This is a genomic window from Pseudomonas sp. MWU13-3659, from assembly GCF_023757525.1.
GTDB lineage: Bacteria > Pseudomonadota > Gammaproteobacteria > Pseudomonadales > Pseudomonadaceae > Aquipseudomonas > Aquipseudomonas entomophila_E.
Genome location: NZ_JAMSHW010000026.1, coordinates 1 through 21,213, shown reverse-complemented (window position 1 = coordinate 21,213; position 21,213 = coordinate 1). Strand labels below are relative to the sequence as shown.

Below are 21,213 nucleotides of genomic sequence, written 5' to 3'. Positions count from 1 at the left end.
ACGCTTTTCAAAAAAATCGTAGCGAGAAAGCGCGGCGATTTTTTTTAATTACTGTTAAATTTTTCAAGGAGTTATCCACGATACCTGATTGAGTTTCGTCAATAACTTTTGCAGCTGCCTCAGGGATAATATTAGTCGGCATCAGGGAAACCCTGAGATGGTGTTTTCGTTCTGCTTTTGCCTATCCTTTTGAGTGGTTGCAATGTCGCATTGATGGCATTAGGCTATTCATCCGCTTGACCACCTGTTCACTGGATTGTGAACTGAATCGATAGAACTTCCCGACAGCAAAGTTCTGGAACTCAGGTTCCGGAATCGATGTGCGAGTTCTAAATGCGAGATATGGATGTCTTACTCTTCTAAATTGGCTGCGCGCTATCTGGAACTCGGCAAGAATGCCGTCTCGCCGGGCTCCTTCGGTGGTGACGACGTGCGCTTCTCTACCGAGTTCGAAGCCCTCGAAGGCGAGTTGACCCGGGCGCAGTCGATCCATGCCAGCGGCCAGGTGGACTGGCTGAAGATCCTCGAGAACAGTGAAGCGCTGCTGCGCGACCAGTCCAAGGACCTGCGCGTGGCCTCCTGGCTGACCTGGGCCCTGTTCCAGCGCGAATCCTACGCCGGGCTGCTGGCGGGCATCAGCCTGCTGCGCGAGCTGTGCGAGCACCATTGGGACGACGTCCACCCCGCCAAACCCCGTACCCGTTCCGCCGCCATCGGTTGGCTGGTGCCGCGCCTCGAGCAGGCGCTGGGTGCCGACATCGCGATCAAGGAACAGTTGCCGCTGTTCCAGCAGATGGTCGAGCAACTGGGTGGCCTGGAGGCGGCGTTGTCCGCCCGTTTGGGCGATGATGCGCCCCTGCTGCTGCCAATCTGCCGTGCACTCAAGGGGCAGGTCCAGCGTTCGGCCGACAACGAGCCGCAGCCTGGCGCGGTCGGCGCCATCGTCGCCCAGGTCAAGCAGGCGGCCACCCAGCTGTTCACCCCGGGCGAGCCGGTGGAGAACGAAAAGGATGCGAATAAAGCCCTGCGTGCCCAGCAAGAGCAGGGCCGGCAGTTGTGCGTGTGGTGGCAGCGTCAGAAAGCCACTGACCTGCGCGCCCTGCGTCTGAACCGCACGTTGCTGTGGCTGCCCATCGAGGCGATGCCCGAGCGCAACGCCGAAAATGTCACCGCACTGCGTGGCCTGCCCGCCGACAAGCTCAAGAGCTACAGGGAGCGTTTCGAGCAGGGCAATTATGCCGACCTGCTGGTGGAGCTGGAGAACAGCGTGGCCAAGGCGCCGTTCTGGTTCGACGGCCAGCGCCTGGTGTGGGAGTGCTGCCAGGCCTTGAACGTCGAGGCCGGCATGCGCGAGGTGGAGATGAACTTCGCCTCGCTGTTGCAACGCCTGCCCAGCGTGATCGAGCTGAAGTTCCATGACGGTACCCCCTTCGCCGACCCCGAGACCCGCGCCTGGATTGCCGCCCAGGTCACCCCCCACCTGCAGGCCGAGGTGGCCCAGCCGGTCACCGAGCCCGGTGTGCGCCAGGCGCCCTGGGAGGAAGCCCTGGAGGCGGTGCAGCCGATCCTGCGCAAGGATGGCCTCAAGAGCGCGGTGCAACACCTCAAACAGCAGATGCAGGGCGCCCACGGCGGGCGCGAGCGCTTTTTCTGGCAGTTGAGCCAGGCGCGCCTCTGCTACACGGCCAAGAAATACGAACTGGCCAAGACCCAGCTGGAAGCCCTGGACGAGCAGTTGCGCCAGTCCGGCGTGGATGCCTGGGAACCCGACCTGTCGCTGCAGGTGCTGCACCTGCTGCATACCTGTTGCGAGCTGCTGCCGCAGAACCATGTGGTGCGCGAACGCAAGGACGAGATCTACCGCAGACTGTGCCATCTCGATCTCGAAGTCGTACTCGAATAGGCCCAAGGGCCATAACCCTCAAGGAGAAAACCAATGGCCAAAGAAGGCTCGGTAGCCCCCAAGGAACGCATCAACGTCACGTTCAAACCCGCCACCGGTGGGGCTCAGGAAGAGATCGAACTGCCGTTGAAACTACTGGCGATCGGTGACTACACCCTGCGTGCCGACGATCGCAAGATCGAAGACCGCAAGCCGATCAGCATCGACAAGATGAACTTCGACGAGGTGCTGGCCAAGCAGGAACTGAGCATGACCCTGGCCGTGCCCAACCGCCTGCAGGAAGGTGCCGAAGGCGACGAGCTGGCGGTCAGCCTGCGCGTCAACACCATGAAGGACTTCAACCCGGCCAGCCTGGTCGAGCAAGTGCCTGAGCTGAAGAAGCTGATGGAGCTGCGTGAAGCCCTGGTCGCCCTGAAAGGCCCGTTGGGCAACGCCCCGGCGTTCCGCAAGGCCATCGAAGGCGTGCTGGCCGACGGTGAGTCCCGCGAGCGCGTGCTCGGTGAGCTGGGCCTGAACGCCACGCCTGACGCCTGATCCCCCTAGTCAAGGAAGCTAATTGCCATGAGCACCGCCGCACAACAACAGAGCGCCGAGAACAGCGAATTCAGCATTCTCGACAGCATCATCGCCGAAACCCGCCTGACCCCGGACGATGAAGCCTATGACATCGCCAAGCGTGGCGTGTCGGCCTTCATCGAAGAACTGCTCAAGCCGCAGAACGACGGTGAGCCGGTCAAGAAGGCGCTGGTCGACCGCATGATCGCCGAGATCGATGCCAAGCTCAGCCGCCAGATGGACGAGATCCTCCACCACCCGGACTTCCAGGCCATGGAATCGGCCTGGCGCGGGCTGCAGCTGCTGGTCGACCGCACCAACTTCCGTGAAAACATCAAGATCGAGATCCTCAACGTCTCCAAGCAGGACCTGCTGGACGACTTCGAAGACTCGCCGGAAGTGATGCAGGCTGGCCTGTACAAGCACATCTACACCGCCGAGTACGGCCAGTTCGGTGGCCAGCCGGTGGGCGCGGTCATCGCCAACTACTACCTGTCGCCGAGCTCGCCGGACGTCAAGCTGATGCAGTACGTCTCCAGCGTCTCCTGCATGTCCCACGCGCCGTTCATCGCCGCCGCCGGCCCGAAATTCTTCGGCCTGGAAAGCTTCACCGGCCTGCCGGACCTGAAGGACCTGAAGGATCACTTCGAAGGCCCGCAGTTCACCAAGTGGCAGAGCTTCCGTGAGTCCGAGGACGCGCGCTACATCGGCCTGACCGTGCCGCGCTTCCTGCTGCGCAACCCGTACGACCCGGAAGAGAACCCGGTCAAGTCGTTCGTCTACAAGGAGACCGTGGCCAACAGCCACGAGCACTACCTGTGGGGCAACACCGCGTACGCCTTCGGTACCAAGCTCACCGACAGCTTCGCCAAGTTCCGCTGGTGCCCGAACATCATCGGCCCGCAGAGCGGTGGCGCGGTGGAAGACCTGCCGCTGCACCACTTCGAGAGCATGGGCGAGATCGAGACCAAGATCCCGACCGAAGTGCTGGTCTCCGACCGTCGCGAGTACGAGCTGGCCGAAGAGGGCTTCATCGCCCTGACCATGCGCAAGGGCAGCGACAACGCGGCGTTCTTCTCGGCCAACTCGGCGCAGAAACCGAAGTTCTTCGGTATCAGCGCGGAAGGCAAGACTGCCGAGCTGAACTACAAGCTGGGCACCCAGCTGCCGTACATGATGATCGTCAACCGCCTGGCCCACTACATCAAGGTCCTGCAGCGCGAGCAGCTGGGCTCCTGGAAGGAACGTACCGACCTGGAGCTGGAACTGAACAAGTGGATCCGCCAGTACGTGGCCGACCAGGAGAACCCGAGCGCCGAAGTACGCGGCCGTCGTCCGCTGCGCGCCGCCCAGGTGATCGTCAGCGACGTGGAAGGTGAGCCGGGCTGGTACCGCGTCAGCCTGAACGTGCGTCCGCACTTCAAGTACATGGGCGCCGACTTCACCCTGTCGCTGGTCGGCAAGCTGGACAAGGAGTAAGCGTCGATGATGAATGGCTACGGAAGCCTGTTCGAACGCCTGAGCGGCGAGTCCGACCAGCGTGCCAACTGGCGGCGTGAAGACGCCGCCATGGCTTCCGTGGCCGCTCATCTGGCGAAGATGCTCAGCACCCGGGCCGGCAGCGTGCAGACGCTCGCCGACTACGGGCTGCCGGACCTCAACGACATGCGTTTGAGCCTGCACGATGCGCTCAGCCAGGCCCGTCGGGCCATCGAGCATTTCATCGAGGCCTACGAGCCGCGCCTGTCCGATGTCCGGGTGATTTCCCGACCGCGTGATCACGATCAGCTCAAGCTGGCTTTCAGTATCGAAGGCCAGCTTGAGGTGGACGGCATCAAGCGCTCTGTCAGTTTTGCCGCGCGCCTGGATGGCAGCGGGCAAGTCAGTGTCAGTCAAGGAGACTAACGATGTCGCGCCTCTCATAGCCCTGGATTTCACGAACCCTGCGCCACTGGCGGTACTCGAGATCTGAATTCAGGCGGAACGACGGATGTCCTTCAACTATTACTACCAAAGCGAGCTGACGGCGCTGCGCCAGCTGGGGCGGCGCTTTGCCGAACGCAGCCCGGCGCTGGCGCCGTTCCTCGGCCAGGCCGGGCGCGACCCGGACGTCGAGCGCCTGCTCGAGGGCTTCGCCTTCCTCACCGGCCGCCTGCGGCAGAAGCTCGACGACGAGCTGCCTGAACTCACCCACTCGCTGATGCACCTGTTGTGGCCGAACTACATGCGCCCGCTGCCGGCGTTCAGCATCTTGCAGTTCGACCCCCTGCGCCAGGCGGGCCCGGCCCTGCGGGTCGAGCGCGACACGCCGGTGGAAGGCAAGCCGATCGACGGTGTCAGCTGCCGCTTTCGCACCTGCTACCCGACCGAGGTGCTGCCACTGCGCCTGAGCGCGCTGAATTACTCGCTCAACGGCCAGGGCGCGCTGCTGAGCTTGCGCCTGGACATGAACTGCGACGGCAATCTTGGCGATGTGAAACTCAGCAAGCTGCGCCTGCACCTGGCCGGCGAGCGCTACATCAGCCAGATGCTCTACCTGAGCCTGCTGCGCAGCCTGGCCGGTATCGAGCTGATGCCGCTGGACAGCCACGGCAAGCCAATGCTCAACGCCAAGGGCGAGCCGCTGCTGCTGCGCGCGCCGGCGGCCAAGGTGCATCCGGTGGGCTTCGCCGAGGAAGAGGCGCTGATCCCATACCCGCTGAATACCTTCCGTGGCTACCGTTTCCTGCAGGAGTACTTCGCCTTCCAGGACAAATTCCTGTTCGTCGACGTGACCGGCCTGGAGGTGCTGCAGAGCCTGCCGGAGGAAACCCTCAAGCAGGTGCATGGCGTCGAACTGCGCTTCGATATCCGCCGTGGCGAGGCCCAGCGCCTGCGCCCGACCCTGGACAACGTCAAGCTGTATTGCACGCCCATCGCCAACCTGTTCAAGCACGACGCCCTGCCCATCCGCCTGGATGGCAAGCAGGACGAATACCTGCTGCTGCCGGCCGAGCTCGACCTGGAGCATTGCGGGGTGTTCTCGGTCGATAGCGTGACCGGCTGGAGCCCGGGTGGCCTGGGCTACCAGAACTACGTGCCGTTCGAATCGTTCGAGCACGACGCCAGCTTCGACGTGCCGCAGAACCGCCCGCACTACAGCATCCGCCAGCGCTCCTCGCTGCTGCACGACGGCCTGGATACCTACCTGAGCTTCGGCGTGCACCAGGCCGAGTCCCACGAGACGCTGTCGATCGAGCTGACCTGCACCAACCAGAACCTGCCGCGCCGTCTCAAGCTCGGCGACATCTGCATGCTCAGCGAGGAGACCCCCGAGTTCCTGACCTTCCGCAACATCACGCCGGTCACCGCCAGCTACGCGCCGCCGCTGAACCGCGACTTCCTGTGGAAGCTGATCAGCAACATGTCGCTGAACTACCTGTCGCTGGCCGACGTCGACGCGCTCAAGGTGATCCTCGAGACCTACGACCTGCCGCGCTACTACGACCAGCACGCCGAGAAAGTCAGCCGGCGCCTGCTCGGCGGGCTCAAGTCGATCCGCCACCAGCATGTCGACCGCCTGCACCGTGGCCTGCCGCTGCGCGGCCTGCGCACTGAGCTGACCATCGACCCGGAAGGCTACATCGGCGAGGGCGACCTGTTCGTCTTCGCCTCGGTGCTCAATGAATTCTTCGCGCTCTACGCCAGCCTCAACTCGTACCACGAGTTGCGGGTGAAAAGCACACAAGGGGAGGTGTACCAATGGACACCACGCATGGGCCTGCAACCGCTGCTGTAAGCCGGCTGAGCCGGAGCATCCGCGAGTACTCGCTGTTCCAGGCGGTGCTGCTGGTGATGGAGCAGTTGCGCGAGGCCTACCCGTACCTGGAGGACGAGGAGCTCTACGACCTGGTGGAGTTCCAGGCCAACCCCAGCCTGGGTTTCCCCGGCAGCGATGTCGACCGCATCGAGTTCTTCCACGAGCACGGCCAACTGCGCGCGCGTATGCGCTTCAACCTGATCGGCCTGGTTGGCTCCAGCTCGCCGCTGCCGGCGTTCTATGGCGAGCAGGCGCTGGGCGACAACGAGGACGGCAACCCGACGCGGACGTTCCTCGACCTGTTCCACCACCGCCTGCAGCGCTTGCTGCTGCCGATCTGGCGCAAGTACCGCTACCGCGCCAGCTTCGAGAGCGGCGCGCTGGACGGTTTCTCGTCGCACCTGTTCGCCCTGATCGGGCTGGGGGGCGAGGAGATCCGCCGGGCCAAGGAGCTGAACTGGAAACGCCTGCTGCCGTACCTCGGCGTGCTCAGCCTGCGCGCCCACTCGGCGGCGCTGATCGAGGCGGTGCTGCGTTACTACTTCAAGCACGCCGACCTGGTGATCGAGCAGTGCCTGGAGCGGCGCGTGGACATCCTCGAAGAGCAGTGCAACCGCCTGGGCCTGGCCAACAGCCTGCTGGGCGAAGACGCCGTGCTGGGCGAGCGCGTGCGCGACCGCAGCGGCAAGTTCCGCATCCATATCACCCAGCTGGACTGGCAGCGCTTTCACGAGTTCCTGCCGATCGGCTTTGGTTACCAGCCGCTGTGCGCGCTGACGCGCTTCACCCTGCGCGACCCGCTGGACTACGACATCCGCCTGGAGCTGCGCCGCGAAGAGATCCGCGAGCTGCGCATCGGCGAACAGAACGTCTGCCACCTGGGCTGGACCAGTTGGCTGGGTCGCGAGCGCGCCGATGGCGTGGTGACCCTGGGAAGCAAAATTCATTAAGGACCAATGGCCATGATCAACGTAGACCTGCAACAACTCGTCCAGGCCCTGGACGCCGACAGCCGCCGCGACCTGGAGCGCTCCGCCGAGCGCTGTGTGGCCCGCGGCGGCAGCAAGATCCTGGTGGAGGACCTGCTGCTGGGGCTGCTTGAGCGCAGCGACAGCCTGCTGCAGCGAGCCCTGCAGGACGCGGCAGTCGACGTCGGCGAGTTCAGCGCCGCGCTGCAGCCGAATGTCGAGCACAGCGCCACTCGCAACCCGGTGTTTGCGCCGGAGCTGGTGCAGTGGCTGCAGGATGCGTTGCTGGTCTCGAACCTCGAACTGGGGCAGAGCCAGGTCGACCAGGCCGCGTTGATCCTTGGTTTGCTGCGCAACCCGCTGCGCTATGCCGGTAGCCGCTACCACAAGCTGCTGTCGGGCCTGGATATCGAGCGCCTCAAGGGTTATGCACTGTCGCAGCAGCCGGCCGCGCCGAAGGCCGCTGGCGCCCCCCAGGGCGAATCGATGCTGCAGCGCTTCACCCACAACCTCACCCAGCAGGCCCGTGACGGCAAGCTTGACCCGGTGCTGTGCCGCGACGCGTCGATCCGCCAGATGATCGATATCCTCGCCCGCCGCCGCAAGAACAACCCGATCGTGGTCGGCGAGGCCGGCGTGGGCAAGACTGCGGTGGTCGAAGGCCTGGCCGCGCGCATCGTCGCCGGTGAAGTGCCACCGGCGCTGCAAGGTGTCGACCTGCTGGCGCTGGACATGGGCCTGCTGCAGGCCGGGGCCAGCGTCAAGGGCGAGTTCGAACGTCGCCTGAAAGGCGTGATCGACGAGGTCAAGGCCGCGCCGCGCCCGGTGATCCTGTTCATCGACGAAGCTCACACGCTGATCGGCGCAGGCGGCAACGCCGGTGGCTCCGACGCCGCCAACCTGCTCAAGCCGGCGCTGGCACGTGGCGAGCTGCGCACCATCGCCGCCACCACCTGGGCCGAGTACAAGAAGTACTTCGAGAAGGACCCGGCCCTGGCCCGTCGCTTTCAGCCGGTGCAACTGCACGAGCCGACCGTGGGCGAGGCGGTGACCATCCTGCGTGGCCTGGCCCAGCTGTACGAAAAAAGCCATGGTATCTACCTGCGCGATGACGCCGTGGTTGCCGCAGCCGAACTGTCGGCGCGCTACCTGACCGGTCGCCAGCTGCCCGACAAGGCCGTCGATGTACTCGACACCGCTTGCGCCCGTGTGCGCATCAGCCTGGCTGCTGCACCGGACAGCCTCGAGCGCCTGCGCGCCGAGCTGGCCGAGGGCGAGCGCCAGCGCAACGCCTTGCGCCGCGATGCCGAGGCGGGGCTTGAGATCGACCAGGAAGCCTTCGAGCGCCTGGAGCAGCGCCTGGCCGAAGCCCATGAGCAAGAGATCGAGCTGGACGCCCGCTGGGCCCGTCAGCGCGAGCTGGCCGAGCAGGTGCTGGAGCTGCGCCAGCAGGTCGCCAACGCCCCTGTCGAAGCGCCAGTGCCAAGCGAAGGCGAGGAGGGCGAGGAAGCCGTTGTCGGTGAAAGCCGCGAACAGCTCCAGCAGCGCCTGGCCAAGACGCATCAAGCCCTGCTCGACGCCCAGGCCGAGGAACGCCTGGTCAGCGCCGAGGTGTGCCCGCGCCTGGTGGCCGAAGTGATCAGCGCCTGGACCGGCGTGCCTCTGAGCCAGCTGGCCCGCGAGCACAACGCCAAGGTGATCAGCTTCGCCGACGACCTGCGCGCGCGTATCCGTGGCCAGGAGCAGGCCGTGCACGCGCTCAACCGCGCCATGCGCGCCACCGCCGCAGGCCTGAACAAACCCGACGCGCCGGTGGGCGTGTTCCTGCTGGTCGGCCCCAGCGGCGTCGGCAAGACCGAGACCGCGCTGGCGCTGGCCGACCTGCTGTACGGCGGCGACCGCTTTATCACCACCATCAACATGTCCGAGTTCCAGGAGAAGCACACCGTCTCGCGCCTGATCGGCGCGCCGCCCGGCTATGTCGGTTACGGCGAGGGCGGCATGCTCACCGAGGCGGTGCGCCAGAAACCGTACTCGGTGGTGCTGCTGGACGAGGTGGAGAAGGCCGACCCGGACGTGCTCAACCTGTTCTACCAGATCTTCGACAAGGGCGTGGCCAACGACGGCGAAGGGCGCCAGATCGACTTCCGCAACACCCTGATCCTGATGACCTCGAACCTGGCCAGCGACCAGATCAGCGCCCTGTGCGAGAACGGTGAGCGCCCGGACGCCGAGCTGCTCGAGCAGCATATCCGCCCGGTGCTCAGCCGCCACTTCAAGCCGGCCCTGTTGGCGCGCATGCGCGTGGTGCCGTATTACCCGGTGGGTGGCCCGGTGCTGCGCGAGCTGATCGAGATCAAGCTGGGCCGCCTGGGCGAGCGCCTGCAGCGCCGGCAACTGGCGTTCAGCCACTGCCAGGCACTGGTCGACCACCTGGCCGAGCGTTGCAGCCAGAGCGAAAGCGGTGCGCGCCTGATCGATCACCTGATCGACACCCACGTGCTGCCCAAGGTGGCCGACCGCCTGCTCGATGCCATGGCCAGCGGCGAGGCGATCAGCCGCGTGCACGCCACCCTCGACGCGGATGCCGGCGTGATCTGCGAGTTTGCCTGAGGTGGGTGTGATGTTCGCGCACGTGCCGCACCCGCTGGCCTATGCCGAGACGCTGCTGGGCACCTTCACCGACCTGGCCCGGGCGGCGGACGACCAGTGCCTGTTGCAGGCGCTGGTGCAGGCCGTGGCCGGGCTCAGTGGCTGCCCGCTGGTGCAGGTGTACCTGCTCGACCCGACCCATACCCGGCTCGGGCTCGAAGCCGCCTGGCTCGACGGCAAGCTGCTGGCGCGTGACTGTTCCAGCCTGCCGGCCGACTACAACGGCGAGCAGCTGTTGCAGTTCGCCCTGTGCCAGAACCGTGTAGTGAACATCGCCGAACTGTCCGCCAGCCTGTTTGACACCAGCTTCCTGCCTTGCCAGAACACACCCTGGCAGGCGCTGCTGGCAGTGCCATTGGTGACCGCGCAGCAGCGCGTCGCCGGGGTGTTGCTGTGCGTGAACCGCGAGCGCGGCGCGTTGGAAGGCTTCGCCGACTCACTCGGCCGCCTGGGTGGTTTCGCCATGGGCCAATTGCAGCTGTTGCGCCGCCTGCGCCAGCCCGGGCCACAACCCCAGGCAACCAGCACCGCGCCGATCGCCGCCAGCAGCTACGGACTGATCGGCCAGAGCCAGGCCATGCGCCAGACCTGCCAGATGATCAGCAAGGTCCTGCACAGCCCCTACACCGTGTTGCTGCGCGGCGAGACCGGCACCGGCAAGGAGCTGGTGGCCCGCGCCATCCACGACTATGGCCCGCGTCGCTCGGGCGCATTCGTGGTGCAGAACTGCGCGGCCTTCCCCGAGAGCTTGCTGGAAAGCGAGCTGTTCGGTTATCGCAAGGGCGCCTTCACTGGTGCCGAGCGCGACCGCCCGGGGCTGTTCGACGCCGCCGACGGCGGCACTCTGTTGCTCGACGAAATCGGCGACATGCCCCTGGCCTTGCAGGCCAAGCTGCTGCGTGTGCTGCAGGAAGGCGAGATCCGCCCGCTGGGCTCCAACGTCACCCACAAGATCGACGTGCGCATCATCGCCGCGACTCACCGTGACCTGGCGCAGATGGTCAGCGACGGCCTGTTCCGCGAAGACCTGTACTACCGTCTGGCGCAGTTCCCCATCGAGCTGCCGCCGCTGCGCCAACGCAACGGCGATGTCATCACCCTGGCCCGGCACTTCTGCGACAAGGCCTGCGACTTCCTCCAGCGCAGCCCGGTAGGTTGGTCCCAGGCCGCCCTGGATCACCTTGATGGCTATGCCTTCCCCGGCAACGTGCGCGAACTCAAGGGCCTGGTGGAGCGCGCAGTGCTGCTGTGCGAAGGCGATGAGCTGGAGGTCGGCCACTTCGCCTTGAACCTGGCCGAGCCGCCGCTGGAAGACAGCGAGCTGAACCTGCGCGAGCGCCTGGAAAAGGTCGAGCGCCGCCTGCTGCTCGACTGCCTGCGCAAGCACGACGGCAACCAGACCCTGGCAGCCCGCGAGCTCGGCCTGCCGCGGCGCACCCTGCTGTACCGGCTGGGGCGCCTGAACATCCAGATCGGCGATTGCGAGGGCTGACCGGCATGACCCCGACACCTACCTATTCCCACCCAGGCGCGCCCGTGGCGGCGCATGCCTCATCCGTACATGGAGTCGTTCCGATGTTTCACCGTCACTGGCGGGTCACGTTGCTGGCCCTGGTTACCGCGTTCGCCCTGGCTGGTTGCGGTGGCAACTACAAGTTCGACGACGACAGCTACCGCCCCCTGGGTGACCCCCAGGCCCTCAATCGTGGCAACTGAGCACAAGGAGCCCTGACCATGGAACTGGTTTTCGAACTGCTCGACAAACGCCAGCACGGCCGCACCGACTCGCCGACCAAGACCTTCGGCCGTGCCGGCGGCGAGATCGGCCGGGCCAAGGACTGTCACTGGAGCATCGAGGATGACAAGCGTCACCTGTCCAGCCATCACGCCCAGATCACCTACGAGAACGGCGGGTTCTTCCTGACCGACATCAGCAGCAACGGCGTGCGCCTGGCCAGCAGCGGCGCCCAGCTGCGCAAGGGCGAGCCGTACCGCATCGAGCAGGGCGCGGTGTACCGCCTGGGCGACATCGAAGTGCGCGCGCGGCTGATCGACAGCGAGCCGGGCATGGATGTCAGCCTGGGCATGCCGGGCGGCAACATCATCCCCGACGACGCCTTCCTCGAACTTGACCCGATCACCGCGCTGGACCAGGAAGAGTCCCGCCTGCATCCGATGGACGAACTGGCGGCCATGGCCATGCCCGAGCCACCGGCCCGCCAGCGTGCCGACTACGCGCAAATCGACCGCGAGAGCCTGATCGTGCCGACCCTGGTGCCAGCCGTCGCGCCCGAGCCCGCGCCTGCGCCGGCCCCGCGCGAGCGCCGCGACGACGCCTTCTGGAAGCGCTTCGGCGCCGCCCTTGGGGTGGACATGGACAACCTCGACGAGCAGGCCCGCGAAGACCTGGCGGTACAGGCCGCCGGGCTGCTGCGGCACAGCATCGGCGGTTTGCAGCAGAGCCTGCGTACCCGCAGCGAGCTGAAGAACGAACTGCGCCTGTCGCTGACCACCCCGCAAGGTGCCAGCCGTAACCCGATCAAGGCGCCGTTGGAGGCCGACCAGGTGCTGGGCGAGCTGCTCAAGCCGCGCCGTGGCGGGCAGATGTCCGCCGAGCAGGCGGTGTCGCAAGCCTTCCGCGACCTGCAGGCGCACCAAGTGGCCATGCTCGGCGCCAGCCGCCACGCGCTGCGCAGCACCCTGGAGCACTTCGCCCCGGAACAGCTGGTATTGCAGTTCGAGCGTCAGGGCCGCAGAGGTCTGTTCGGTAGCCGCTGGAAATCCTACGTGCGCTACCACCAGGCCCTGATGGGCAACGAAGACTGGAGCGAGCGCCTGCTGGCCAAGGACTTCGCCCGAACCTACGAAGAGCAGGTGCGCCTGATCGCTTCCCTTCATCACGACCCGCAAGGATGATTTCCATGACTCGCATCACCCGCACGATGCTCAGGGCGACGTGGGCCCTGGCCACCTTGTCCTGGCTGGCCGGCTGCAGCGCCCTGTCGCCGTACTCGCACATGACCAAGCTCGACCTCACGCTGACCGCCACCGACCAGCTCAACCTGGACATCAATGGCCGGCCGTCGCCGGTGGTGGTGCGCCTGTTCGAGCTCAAGCACCCGGTGGCGTTCGAGACCACCGATTTTTTCAGCCTCTACCAGCGCCCGAAAGAAGCCTTGTCGCCCGACATGGTGGCCAGCGAGGAGCATGAGCTGCGTCCGGGCGAGACCCTGACCCTCAAGCTCAGCATCGACCCCGACAGCCGCTTCGTCGGCATCATGGCCGCCTACCGCGACCTCGACCAGGCGCAGTGGCGCCGGGTGCAGGCGATCCGCGCCGGCGAGCGCGTGACCGCCAATTTCTACCTGGACCAGGCCGGTATCCACAATGGCGTGCCGGCAGTGGCACAAGCGGGTGAGCGCCCATGAATGTGCACAAGGTAGTCTGGCAGGAAGGGATGCTGCTGCGTCCTCAGCATTTCCAGCACAACGACCGTTACTACGACAGCCAGATGAAGACCCGCACCCAGCTGCTGGGCACCTATACCTGGGGCTTCATCAACCTGGAAATCGACCTGCAGTTCCTCAACATGGGCAAGCTGGTGATCAGCCGCGCCGCCGGCATCCTGCCCGACGGCAGCCTGTTCGAGCTCGACGGCAGCAGCGAGCCGCTGGCCCTGGACGTGCCGCCGAACACCGGCGCCACGCCGATCTTCATGGCCCTGCCGCTGGTCACCGGCAACCACATCGAGGCGCGCCGCCCCGAGCAGTCCGACGTGCTGACCCGCTACACCACCTACGAGGTGGAGGTGGCCGACTCCAACGCCGGCGACGACAACAGCAGCCAGATCAACTGCGCGCGCCCTGACTTCCGCCTGCTGCTGGGCGAGCAGCAGACCGACCAGGCCTATGTGAAGCTCAAGGTCTGCGAGATCCTCGACACCTCGCCCGACGGCGTGATCAGCCTCGACCCGGACTTCGTGCCGACCTTCATTCGCACCCACTCCTCGGTGTACCTGCTGTCGTGCCTGAAGGAAGTCATCAGCATGCTGGCGCTGCGCGGCGACACCCTGGCCGAGCGTATCCGCTCCAACGGCAAGGTCGGTGGCGCCGAGGTTGGCGACTTCATGATGCTGCAGCTGATCAACCGTACCGAACTGCTGCTGCGCCACTACCTGAGCCTGGAGCAGGTGCACCCCGAAGAGCTGTACCGCACCTTCCTGATCATGCTGGGTGACCTGTCGACCTTCTCCAGCGACACCAAGCGCCCGCGCCTGGACGCCCGCTACCAGCACAGCGACCAGGGCGCGAGCTTCCGCAAATTGATGGAGTCGATCCGCCAGGTGCTGTCGATGGTGCTCGAGCAGCACGCCATCGAGCTGGAACTGCAGCAGCGCCAGTACGGCATCCTGGTTTCGCCGCTGCACGACCCGGGCTTGCTCACCACCGCCTCGTTCGTGCTGGCGGCCAGCGCCAACTGCGAGTCCGAGGAGCTGCGCCAGCGCCTGCCGTCGCACCTGAAGGTCGGCCCGGTGGAGCGCATTCGCCAGCTGGTCAACCTGCACCTGCCCGGGCTCAAGGTCAAACCGTTGCCAGTGGCGCCGCGGCAGATCCCGTTCCACGCCAACAAGACCTACTTCATCGTCGAACTCGATGCCGCCGACCGCGCCAAGATGGATGGCTCCGGTGGCTTCGCCTTCCACGTCACCAGTGAGTTCTCCGATCTCGAACTGAAATTCTGGGCCATCAGGAACTGAGCATGAGCATGGACATGGATACCCCCCAGGACGACAAGACCGTCCTGTTCAACCAGGATGGCTCGGCTCCCGAAGGGCAGGCGCTCACCGCCCTGGGCGGTTCGGCGCGGGCCGAGCCGCTGGAGCAGCGCGTGGTCTATTCGGCGCGCCTGCCCTCCAGCGGCAGCTTCAGCGTCGGCCTCAACCCACTGGTGGCCGCCGCCGGCGAACTGCTCTCGGAAGTGGTGCGGCTCAAGCACAGCGACACCGCCGAAGACCTGAACAACCTCAAGGAGCGCCTGAGCGCTTGCGTGCGCGCCTTCGAGGCGCGCATCCACTACGAGGGCGTGGAGAACGGCCAGGTCACCGTGGCCCGCTACCTGCTGTGCACCGTGGTCGACGAGGCGGTGGTCACCACCCCCTGGGGCAACGAGAGCCAGTGGTCGCAGATGAGCCTGCTCAGCGCCTTCCACAACGAGACCTTCGGCGGCGAGAAGTTCTTCTCGCTGCTCGACCGCATGTCGAAGAACCCGGTCAAGCACCTGCCGATGCTCGAACTGATGTACCTGTGCCTGTCGCTGGGTTTCGAGGGCAAGTACCGGGTCATCGACCGCGGCATGTCCGAGCTGGAGGGGATTCGCGACGCGCTGTTCCGGCAGATCCGACAGCTGCGTGGCGATGTGCCGCGCGAGCTGTCGCCGCGCTGGGAAGGCCTGGACCAGTTGCGCAACAGCCCGGTGCGCATCGTGCCGTGGTGGAGCGTGGCGCTGTTCACCCTGGTGTGCCTGGTGGTGATGTATTCCGGTTTCGCCTGGGTGCTGGGGGAACAGCGCGCGACCGTCCTGCAACCCTTCCAGACGCTTGAGCAGCCTGCGGCCCAACCGCGGCCGTGACACAAGGACCTGTGATGAAGAATTTTTTCAAGAAAGTAGGCGCCTTCCTCGCCAAGACCTGGGTCTGGAGCCTGCTGCTGGTGCTGGCCCTGGCCTTGCTGGTGTGGTTCGCCGGGCCACTGTTGGCGGTGGCCGACAACAAATTCTGGGAAGACGCCGCGGCGCGCTTGCTGACCATCAGCGTGCTGTTCCTGCTGTGGGGCCTGTGGATGGTGTTCGCCAGCTGGCGCGCCAACAACCGCAAGCAAGCCGAGCTTGAGAGCGAGGACGGCCGTGAGCGCCTGGAGCGTGAAGAGCGCAAGGAAGAGGAGGGCAAGGAGATCAAGGCCCGCTTCAAGCATGCCTTGTCGACCCTCAAGCATTCGAGCCTCTACGGTGGCCGCAGCGAACGCTGGCGCCGTGACTTGCCCTGGTACCTGGTGCTCGGCCCGCAGGGCGCGGGCAAGACCAGCCTGATCGATCATTCGGGCCTGGAGTTCCCGATCAACGCGCTGGAGCGCAAGCTCGCCCGTGATCCGTCCAATGGCGATTTCTGCGACTTCTACTTCGCCGAGCAAGCGGTGCTGGTGGATACCGCCGGGCGCTTCCTCAACCAGTCCGACAGCGAGATCGACGGCAGCGCCTGGCGGGTGATGCTCGACCAGCTGCGCCTGCGCCGGCGCAACCGCCCGCTCAATGGCGTGGTGGTCACCGTGCCGCTGGACACGCTGCTCGGCGGCGAGGCCGCGGTCAACGACCTGGCGCAGAAAGTCCGTTCGCGCCTGCAGGAGCTGCGCCAGCGCCTGCACGTCGAGGTGCCGGTATACCTGGTGCTGAGCAAGACCGACCGCCTGCAAGGCTTCGACGCCTTCTTCGACCAGCAGTCGCGCGAAGAGAACGAACAGGTGTTCGGCATCACCTTCGGCAAGGGCCAGAACGGCGCCGACACCGAGCTGCTGGCCAAGGAATTCCAGGGCCTGCTGCAACGCCTGGGTGACCAGGTTACCCAGCGCATGCACCACGAGCGCAACACCCTGCGCCGGGCGCGGATCCTCGACTTCCCGCACCAGCTGGGGCGCATCGGCGACCAGCTGTGCCTGTTCGTCGACGCCGCCTTCACCGGCAACCGCTACCAGCGCGCCAGCCAGTTGCGCGGCTTCTACCTGACCAGCGCGCCGCACCAGGCGCCGCAGGTGGACAGCGACAATGGTTACCATCCCGGCCAGCCCGGGCGAGCCGCGCCACAGGGGCGCTCGCGTTTCATCCTGCAGTTGTTCAGCCGGGTGATCTTCCCCGAGTACGACCTGGCTGGCCTCGACCAGCGCGAACGTCGACGCATCCATTGGGGCCAGCGTGCTGTCTATCTTGGTGCCCTCGCGGCGCTGGCGCTGTTCGGCGTGCTGTGGGCCGGCAGTTTCTCCGGCAACCATGAACGCCTGGAACAGGTGCGCGAGCTGGGCCAGCAATGGCACCGCCAGCACGTCGGCCTGGGCGCCCGCGACGACGCCCTGGCCGCGCTCAAGCCGCTGGACACCGCCTGGCAGGCTTCGCGTGTATTCCCTGAGCGCAGCGACGCTTCGTGGCTGCACCGCGGTGGCCTGTACCAGGGCGTGCCGGCCAACGAAGTGCTGCAGCCGGCCTACCAGCGCGAGCTGGAAACCCTCCTGCTGCCACGGGTGGCACAGATGGTCGAAGGGCAGATTCGTGGCAACCTGAAAAGCCGTGAGCGGCTGCTCAACAGCCTGCGCGCCTACCTGATGCTCGGCATGCCCGACCGCCGCGACCAGGGCTGGCTCAAGGACTGGGTGGCGGCCGGCTGGTCGCAGCAGTACCCCGGCAACACCGCCGTGCAGGAAGGCCTGAACGCTCACTTCGGGCGCCTGCTCGAGCAGCCGTTCGCCTACCCGCTCAACGACGCCCTGGTGACCCAGGCGCGCCAGGTGCTGCGCGCCGAGTCCCTGGCCAGCGTGGTCTACCGGGTGTTGCGCGAACAGGCCCGCAGCCTGCCGGAATACCGCCTGAGCCAGCAGCTCGGGCCGCAGGCCAGCCAGTTCGTTGGTATCGACTACCCGATCCCCGGCTTCTACACCTCCCAGGGTTACCAGCAGTACTTCTCGGTGCAGGGCGCCAACCTGGTCAACGACATCCTGCGCGACAACTGGGTGCTGGGCGAGGGCAGCGGCATCAGCGACATGGACATGCGTCGGTTGATGGTCGAGCTGGAGCAGCTGTACTTCCGCGACTACGCCAACTACTGGGGCGAGGCGATCAACCAGGTCGGCCTGATCCCGTTCAACGATGCGGGCGAAAGCGCCGACCAGATGTCGGCGCTGACCGCCGCCAACTCGCCGCTGCTGCTGTTGCTCACCGAGGTGCGCGAGAACACCCGCTTCCCGGTGCTGGCGGAAACCCCGGACGAAGGCAACCAGGCGGCCGAAGCCGCGGCTGGCAAGGCCGCCGCCAAGAAGCTCGGCAAGGGCGGCGCGGCCGTCGCTGGCGCCGTGGCCGACAAGGCCCGCGATGCCCTGGCCAAGAAGCCGCTGCCGGACACCGCGCGCATGGCCCTGCAACGGCGCTTCGAGCCACTGCACCGGTTGCTCGACGACAACAACGGCCCGGGCCCCGACCTGGCGCCGACCATGCAGGCGCTCAACGACCTGCAGCAGCAGATGGCCGGCCTGGCCCGTTCCAACCAGGCCGAGGAAGCGTCGTACCAGATGGCCAAGGCGCGCATGTCGGGCCAGCGCGATGCCTTGAGCAGCCTGCGCAACGGCACTGCGCGCCTGCCACGGCCAGTGGCAGGCTGGTTCAACCTGCTGTCCGACGACATCTGGCGCATGGTGCTCAACGACACCTACAGCTATCTCAACCAGCGCTACCAGAGCGAGCTGTACAGCTTCTATGGCCGTGCCATCGAGTCGCGCTATCCGTTCAACGCCCATGGCACCAGTGACGTGGCGATCAGCGATTTCCGCGACTTCTTCAAAGCTCAAGGCGTGGCGGACCGCTTCTTCGACACCTACATGCGCCCGTTCGTCAGCGGTGAAGCCGGCACCTTCCGCCTGCGCAGCCTCGATGGCCAGAGCCTGCCGATGGCCAGGGCGTACCTGGAGCAGATGGGCGCGGCCCAGACCATCCGCCAGAGCTTCTTCGCGCAGAACCCGGAAGAGCCGCAGGTGCAGTTCAAGCTCGAGCCGTACACCCTCGACCCGTCGGTGAGCCGCGCCGAGTTCCGCTTTGGCGACACGGTGATCGACTACCGCCACGGCCCGATCGTCTCCACCAGCCTGAAGTGGCCGACCGAGGCCCAGGACGGTAACAGCAGCCTGACCCTGGAGCAGCTCAACGGCCGCCCCATGGCGCTGGAGAAGAATGGCGGCCCGTGGTCGCTGTTCCGCCTGCTCGACCTGATGCAGACTGAGTATCTCAAGGGCCGCGACACCATGGTGCTCAAGGCCAATGTCGGCGGCATGCGCGCCAACTACCTGCTGACCAGCCAGCGTGCGCCGAACCCGTTCGACATGAACGTGCTGCGCGGCTTCCGCCTGCCAGGGGAGCTGTGATGCAGCCTGCCTCCCCTTGGCGCAGCGCGGCGCGCACTGACCCGGGCAAGGTCCGTGCGCGCAACGAGGACGCCTTTCTCGACTGCCCGCAGCAGGGGCTGTGGGCAGTCGCCGATGGCATGGGCGGCCACGAGGCTGGCGATGTCGCCAGCCAGATGATCGTCGAGAGCCTGGCCGAACTGCCGGCCAGCAGCACGTTCGACGAGCGCGTGGTCGCCGTGCGCCAGTGCCTGCACTGGATCAACCGGCGGCTCGGCCAGGAGCTCACCGTGAGCGTCGAGGGCCAGGCGCGGATCATCGGCAGCACCGTGGTCACCCTGCTGCTCGAAGGCCGCCGCGGCGCCTGCGTGTGGGCCGGCGACAGCCGCTGCTACCTGTGGCGCGGCCAGCGTTTGTACCAGCTGACCCGCGACCACTCGCTGCAGCAGCAACTGATCGACAAGGAGCGCATGAGCGCCGAGCAGGCCCGCGAGCACCCCTCGGCGCGGGCCTTGACCCGTGCCGTCGGCGCCAGCGCCAGCCTGACCCTGGAAGTGCTGGAGTTCGAGGCGTGCCCGGGTGATGTGTTCCTGCTGTGCAGCGACGGCCTGTACGACGGCGTGGAGAGCGGTGGCCTGGGCCACGCGCTGGACCTGGCCTCGCCCGGCGAAGCCTTGCAACGCCTGTTCGAAACCGCCCTGGGCGGTTCGGCGAAAGACAACCTGACCGCAGTGGTGATCCACCGATGAACCTTGGCAGCGGCGACGCGCTGGATGTGCTCGACGCACTCGAGCAAGACAGCGAGTCGACCTATTTCGCATTCAACCAGGCCACCGCGCCCGAGCCCGCCCGCACCGGCAAGGGCCGGCGCAAACGGCGGGGCAAGGGGCGGGCGCCTGCCACCGCGCAGGCCCCGGCCGCCACCCCGGCGCGGGCGCTGCCACCGTTGCCCGACGTGCTCGCCGGGCGCTACCGCCTGGAGCGCCTGCTCGGCGCGGGCGGCATGGGCCGGGTGTACCGCGCCCGCGACCTGTTGCAGGAGCGCTTCGGCGACCCGCAACCGCTGCTGGCGCTGAAACTGATGAGCGACCAGTTGGCCACCGCCCCGGACGCCAACGCCCTGCTGTTCAACGAGTACGCCCTGACCAGCCGCCTGCGCCACCCCAACCTGGTACGCCTGCAAGGCTTCGCCGTCGACCCGGAAAGCGACCGTGGTTTCATCACCATGGAACTGATGCGCGGCACCTCCCTCGACCGCCTGCTCTGCGACCAGCCGATGGGCCTGGCCTGGGCGCAGGTGCGCGAGATCGCCGTGCCGTTGCTCGATGTGCTTGCCTGCGTGCACGGCCAGGGCGTGGTGCATGGCGACCTTAAACCCAGCAACGTGATGCTTACCGACGACGGCCTGCGCCTGTTCGACTTCGGCCTGGGCATGGCCCTGGAAGGCCCGCTGGCCGGCCTGCCGCACCTGAGCCATGGCCGCTTCGAGGCCTGGACCCCAGCGTATGCCGCGCCGGAGCTGTTCGAAGGCGGCACCCCGAGCACCGCCAGCGACCTGTATGCGGTGGCCTGCGTGCTGTACGAGCTGGTCACCGGCCGTCACCCGTTCGACCGCGTGCTGTCGCTCAAGGCCCGCGAGCAGGGCCTGCAGCATTCGTTGCGGGTGCCGGAGAACATGCCGGCCAAGGCCTGGGCGGCGTTGCGCACGGCGCTGGCCTTCGACCCCGGGCAGCGCAGCATCGGCGTCGCGCAGTTGCGCGATGCCTTTGCCGCGCGCGGCTTTTGGTCAAGGTTCGGCACGTGAGTAACCCACGGTGGGCATGGGTTCGATACGGAGCATGGCACCGGCTTCGCCGGTGTTCGCCGGCAAGCCGGCTCCTACAGGTACCCAGCACCAGCACCGTACCTGTAGGAGCCAGCTTGCTGGCGAAGAGGCCGGCCCACTCAACACAACGCTATTGCTTCCACCGTTTTTTTGTTTCTGACTTTCCGGTCAACTGCGCAAGAAGTTGCGCACTCAAATGTGGATAAGTGTGTGGATAGTTAGATGCAGGCCTTGATATTCGTCATGTACAGCCAACTGCGCAACTTTTTGCCACCACTGCGCAAGAAGTTGCGCAACTTTTGAATGGTTAAAGTTGAAAAGAACACCTAAATGGATATGCGTGCTTTCTAAGTATCTGATTC

Annotated in this window: 17 protein-coding genes; 16 read left to right on the top strand and 1 reads right to left on the bottom strand. The window is 66.1% G+C overall.

What is annotated here, in order from left to right:
- Positions 1–7: 7 nt before the first annotated feature.
- Positions 8–142: a hypothetical protein gene (locus NGM28_RS28720; protein ID WP_286089073.1), complete on the bottom strand. Its 135-nt coding sequence runs from the start codon at positions 140–142 to the stop codon at positions 8–10.
- Between the two features lie 204 nt (positions 143–346).
- Here NGM28_RS28720 and tssA point away from each other — a divergent pair, with 204 nt between their 5' ends.
- The 16 genes from tssA to NGM28_RS22985 all read left to right on the top strand — a co-directional run bounded on the left by tssA (position 347) and on the right by NGM28_RS22985 (position 20,830).
- A complete protein-coding gene (gene tssA, locus NGM28_RS23060; protein WP_213659335.1) occupies positions 347–1,903 on the top strand; it encodes a type VI secretion system protein TssA in 1,557 nt (518 codons plus the stop codon).
- 33 nt (positions 1,904–1,936) lie between these two features.
- Positions 1,937–2,437, top strand: coding sequence for a type VI secretion system contractile sheath small subunit (gene tssB, locus NGM28_RS23055; protein ID WP_213659336.1), 501 nt, complete (start codon positions 1,937–1,939; stop codon positions 2,435–2,437).
- 27 nt (positions 2,438–2,464) lie between these two features.
- Positions 2,465–3,937, top strand: coding sequence for a type VI secretion system contractile sheath large subunit (gene tssC, locus NGM28_RS23050; RefSeq protein WP_011531906.1), 1,473 nt, complete (start codon positions 2,465–2,467; stop codon positions 3,935–3,937).
- Positions 3,938–3,946: 9 nt separating this feature from the next.
- Positions 3,947–4,363: a type VI secretion system baseplate subunit TssE gene (gene tssE, locus NGM28_RS23045; RefSeq protein WP_011531907.1), complete on the top strand. Its 417-nt coding sequence runs from the start codon at positions 3,947–3,949 to the stop codon at positions 4,361–4,363.
- Between the two features lie 85 nt (positions 4,364–4,448).
- The gene (tssF, locus tag NGM28_RS23040) at positions 4,449–6,236 is read left to right on the top strand and encodes a type VI secretion system baseplate subunit TssF (protein WP_011531908.1); all 1,788 of its coding nucleotides are present in this window, start codon (positions 4,449–4,451) and stop codon (positions 6,234–6,236) included.
- Entirely contained in the window at positions 6,200–7,207 is a 1,008-nt protein-coding gene (tssG, locus tag NGM28_RS23035) for a type VI secretion system baseplate subunit TssG (RefSeq protein WP_011531909.1), read from the top strand. The genes tssF and tssG overlap by 37 nt, the downstream gene beginning before the upstream one ends.
- Before the next feature lie 12 nt (positions 7,208–7,219).
- A complete protein-coding gene (gene tssH / locus NGM28_RS23030; protein ID WP_502943885.1) occupies positions 7,220–9,838 on the top strand; it encodes a type VI secretion system ATPase TssH in 2,619 nt (872 codons plus the stop codon).
- 10 nt (positions 9,839–9,848) lie between these two features.
- Positions 9,849–11,369: a sigma 54-interacting transcriptional regulator gene (locus NGM28_RS23025; protein WP_240066737.1), complete on the top strand. Its 1,521-nt coding sequence runs from the start codon at positions 9,849–9,851 to the stop codon at positions 11,367–11,369.
- A gap of 83 nt (positions 11,370–11,452) precedes the next feature.
- A complete protein-coding gene (locus tag NGM28_RS23020; protein ID WP_011531912.1) occupies positions 11,453–11,593 on the top strand; it encodes a hypothetical protein in 141 nt (46 codons plus the stop codon).
- Between the two features lie 18 nt (positions 11,594–11,611).
- Positions 11,612–12,793: a type VI secretion system-associated FHA domain protein TagH gene (tagH, locus tag NGM28_RS23015; RefSeq protein WP_252091646.1), complete on the top strand. Its 1,182-nt coding sequence runs from the start codon at positions 11,612–11,614 to the stop codon at positions 12,791–12,793.
- A gap of 5 nt (positions 12,794–12,798) precedes the next feature.
- A complete protein-coding gene (tssJ, locus tag NGM28_RS23010; RefSeq protein WP_011531914.1) occupies positions 12,799–13,305 on the top strand; it encodes a type VI secretion system lipoprotein TssJ in 507 nt (168 codons plus the stop codon).
- Positions 13,302–14,633, top strand: a complete 1,332-nt coding sequence (tssK, locus tag NGM28_RS23005; protein ID WP_240066734.1) for a type VI secretion system baseplate subunit TssK — start codon at positions 13,302–13,304, stop codon at positions 14,631–14,633. The genes tssJ and tssK overlap by 4 nt, the downstream gene beginning before the upstream one ends.
- 2 nt (positions 14,634–14,635) lie before the next feature.
- Positions 14,636–15,505 (top strand): type IVB secretion system protein IcmH/DotU, encoded by an 870-nt coding sequence (gene icmH, locus NGM28_RS23000; protein WP_240066733.1) that lies wholly within the window; start codon positions 14,636–14,638, stop codon positions 15,503–15,505.
- Between the two features lie 14 nt (positions 15,506–15,519).
- Positions 15,520–19,047 carry a type VI secretion system membrane subunit TssM gene (tssM, locus tag NGM28_RS22995; protein WP_252091645.1) on the top strand — a complete coding sequence of 1,176 codons (3,528 nt, stop codon included), beginning with the start codon at positions 15,520–15,522 and terminating at the stop codon, positions 19,045–19,047.
- A complete protein-coding gene (locus NGM28_RS22990; protein WP_252091644.1) occupies positions 19,047–19,775 on the top strand; it encodes a PP2C family protein-serine/threonine phosphatase in 729 nt (242 codons plus the stop codon). The genes tssM and NGM28_RS22990 overlap by 1 nt, the downstream gene beginning before the upstream one ends.
- On the top strand, positions 19,772–20,830 hold the full coding sequence (locus NGM28_RS22985; RefSeq protein ID WP_252091643.1) for a serine/threonine-protein kinase: 1,059 nt from the start codon (positions 19,772–19,774) through the stop codon (positions 20,828–20,830). Before NGM28_RS22990 ends, NGM28_RS22985 begins: the two co-directional genes overlap by 4 nt.
- The last annotated feature ends 383 nt before the right edge of the window (positions 20,831–21,213 follow it).

Bases quoted from the DNA above. Each gene is read 5' to 3' on its own strand.
- NGM28_RS23020 (WP_011531912.1), top strand. From the start codon at position 11,453: ATGTTTCACCGTCACTGGCGGGTCACGTTGCTGGCCCTGGTTACCGCG.
- tssF (WP_011531908.1), top strand. From the start codon at position 4,449: ATGTCCTTCAACTATTACTACCAAAGCGAGCTGACGGCGCTGCGCCAG.
- NGM28_RS28720 (WP_286089073.1), bottom strand. From the start codon at position 142: ATGCCGACTAATATTATCCCTGAGGCAGCTGCAAAAGTTATTGACGAA.
- tssE (WP_011531907.1), top strand. From the start codon at position 3,947: ATGAATGGCTACGGAAGCCTGTTCGAACGCCTGAGCGGCGAGTCCGAC.
- tssC (WP_011531906.1), top strand. From the start codon at position 2,465: ATGAGCACCGCCGCACAACAACAGAGCGCCGAGAACAGCGAATTCAGC.
- NGM28_RS23025 (WP_240066737.1), top strand. From the start codon at position 9,849: ATGTTCGCGCACGTGCCGCACCCGCTGGCCTATGCCGAGACGCTGCTG.
- icmH (WP_240066733.1), top strand. From the start codon at position 14,636: ATGAGCATGGACATGGATACCCCCCAGGACGACAAGACCGTCCTGTTC.
- NGM28_RS22990 (WP_252091644.1), top strand. From the start codon at position 19,047: ATGCAGCCTGCCTCCCCTTGGCGCAGCGCGGCGCGCACTGACCCGGGC.
- NGM28_RS22985 (WP_252091643.1), top strand. From the start codon at position 19,772: ATGAACCTTGGCAGCGGCGACGCGCTGGATGTGCTCGACGCACTCGAG.
- tssA (WP_213659335.1), top strand. From the start codon at position 347: ATGTCTTACTCTTCTAAATTGGCTGCGCGCTATCTGGAACTCGGCAAG.
- tssJ (WP_011531914.1), top strand. From the start codon at position 12,799: ATGACTCGCATCACCCGCACGATGCTCAGGGCGACGTGGGCCCTGGCC.
- tssK (WP_240066734.1), top strand. From the start codon at position 13,302: ATGAATGTGCACAAGGTAGTCTGGCAGGAAGGGATGCTGCTGCGTCCT.
- tagH (WP_252091646.1), top strand. From the start codon at position 11,612: ATGGAACTGGTTTTCGAACTGCTCGACAAACGCCAGCACGGCCGCACC.
- tssM (WP_252091645.1), top strand. From the start codon at position 15,520: ATGAAGAATTTTTTCAAGAAAGTAGGCGCCTTCCTCGCCAAGACCTGG.
- tssH (WP_502943885.1), top strand. From the start codon at position 7,220: ATGATCAACGTAGACCTGCAACAACTCGTCCAGGCCCTGGACGCCGAC.
- tssB (WP_213659336.1), top strand. From the start codon at position 1,937: ATGGCCAAAGAAGGCTCGGTAGCCCCCAAGGAACGCATCAACGTCACG.
- tssG (WP_011531909.1), top strand. From the start codon at position 6,200: ATGGACACCACGCATGGGCCTGCAACCGCTGCTGTAAGCCGGCTGAGC.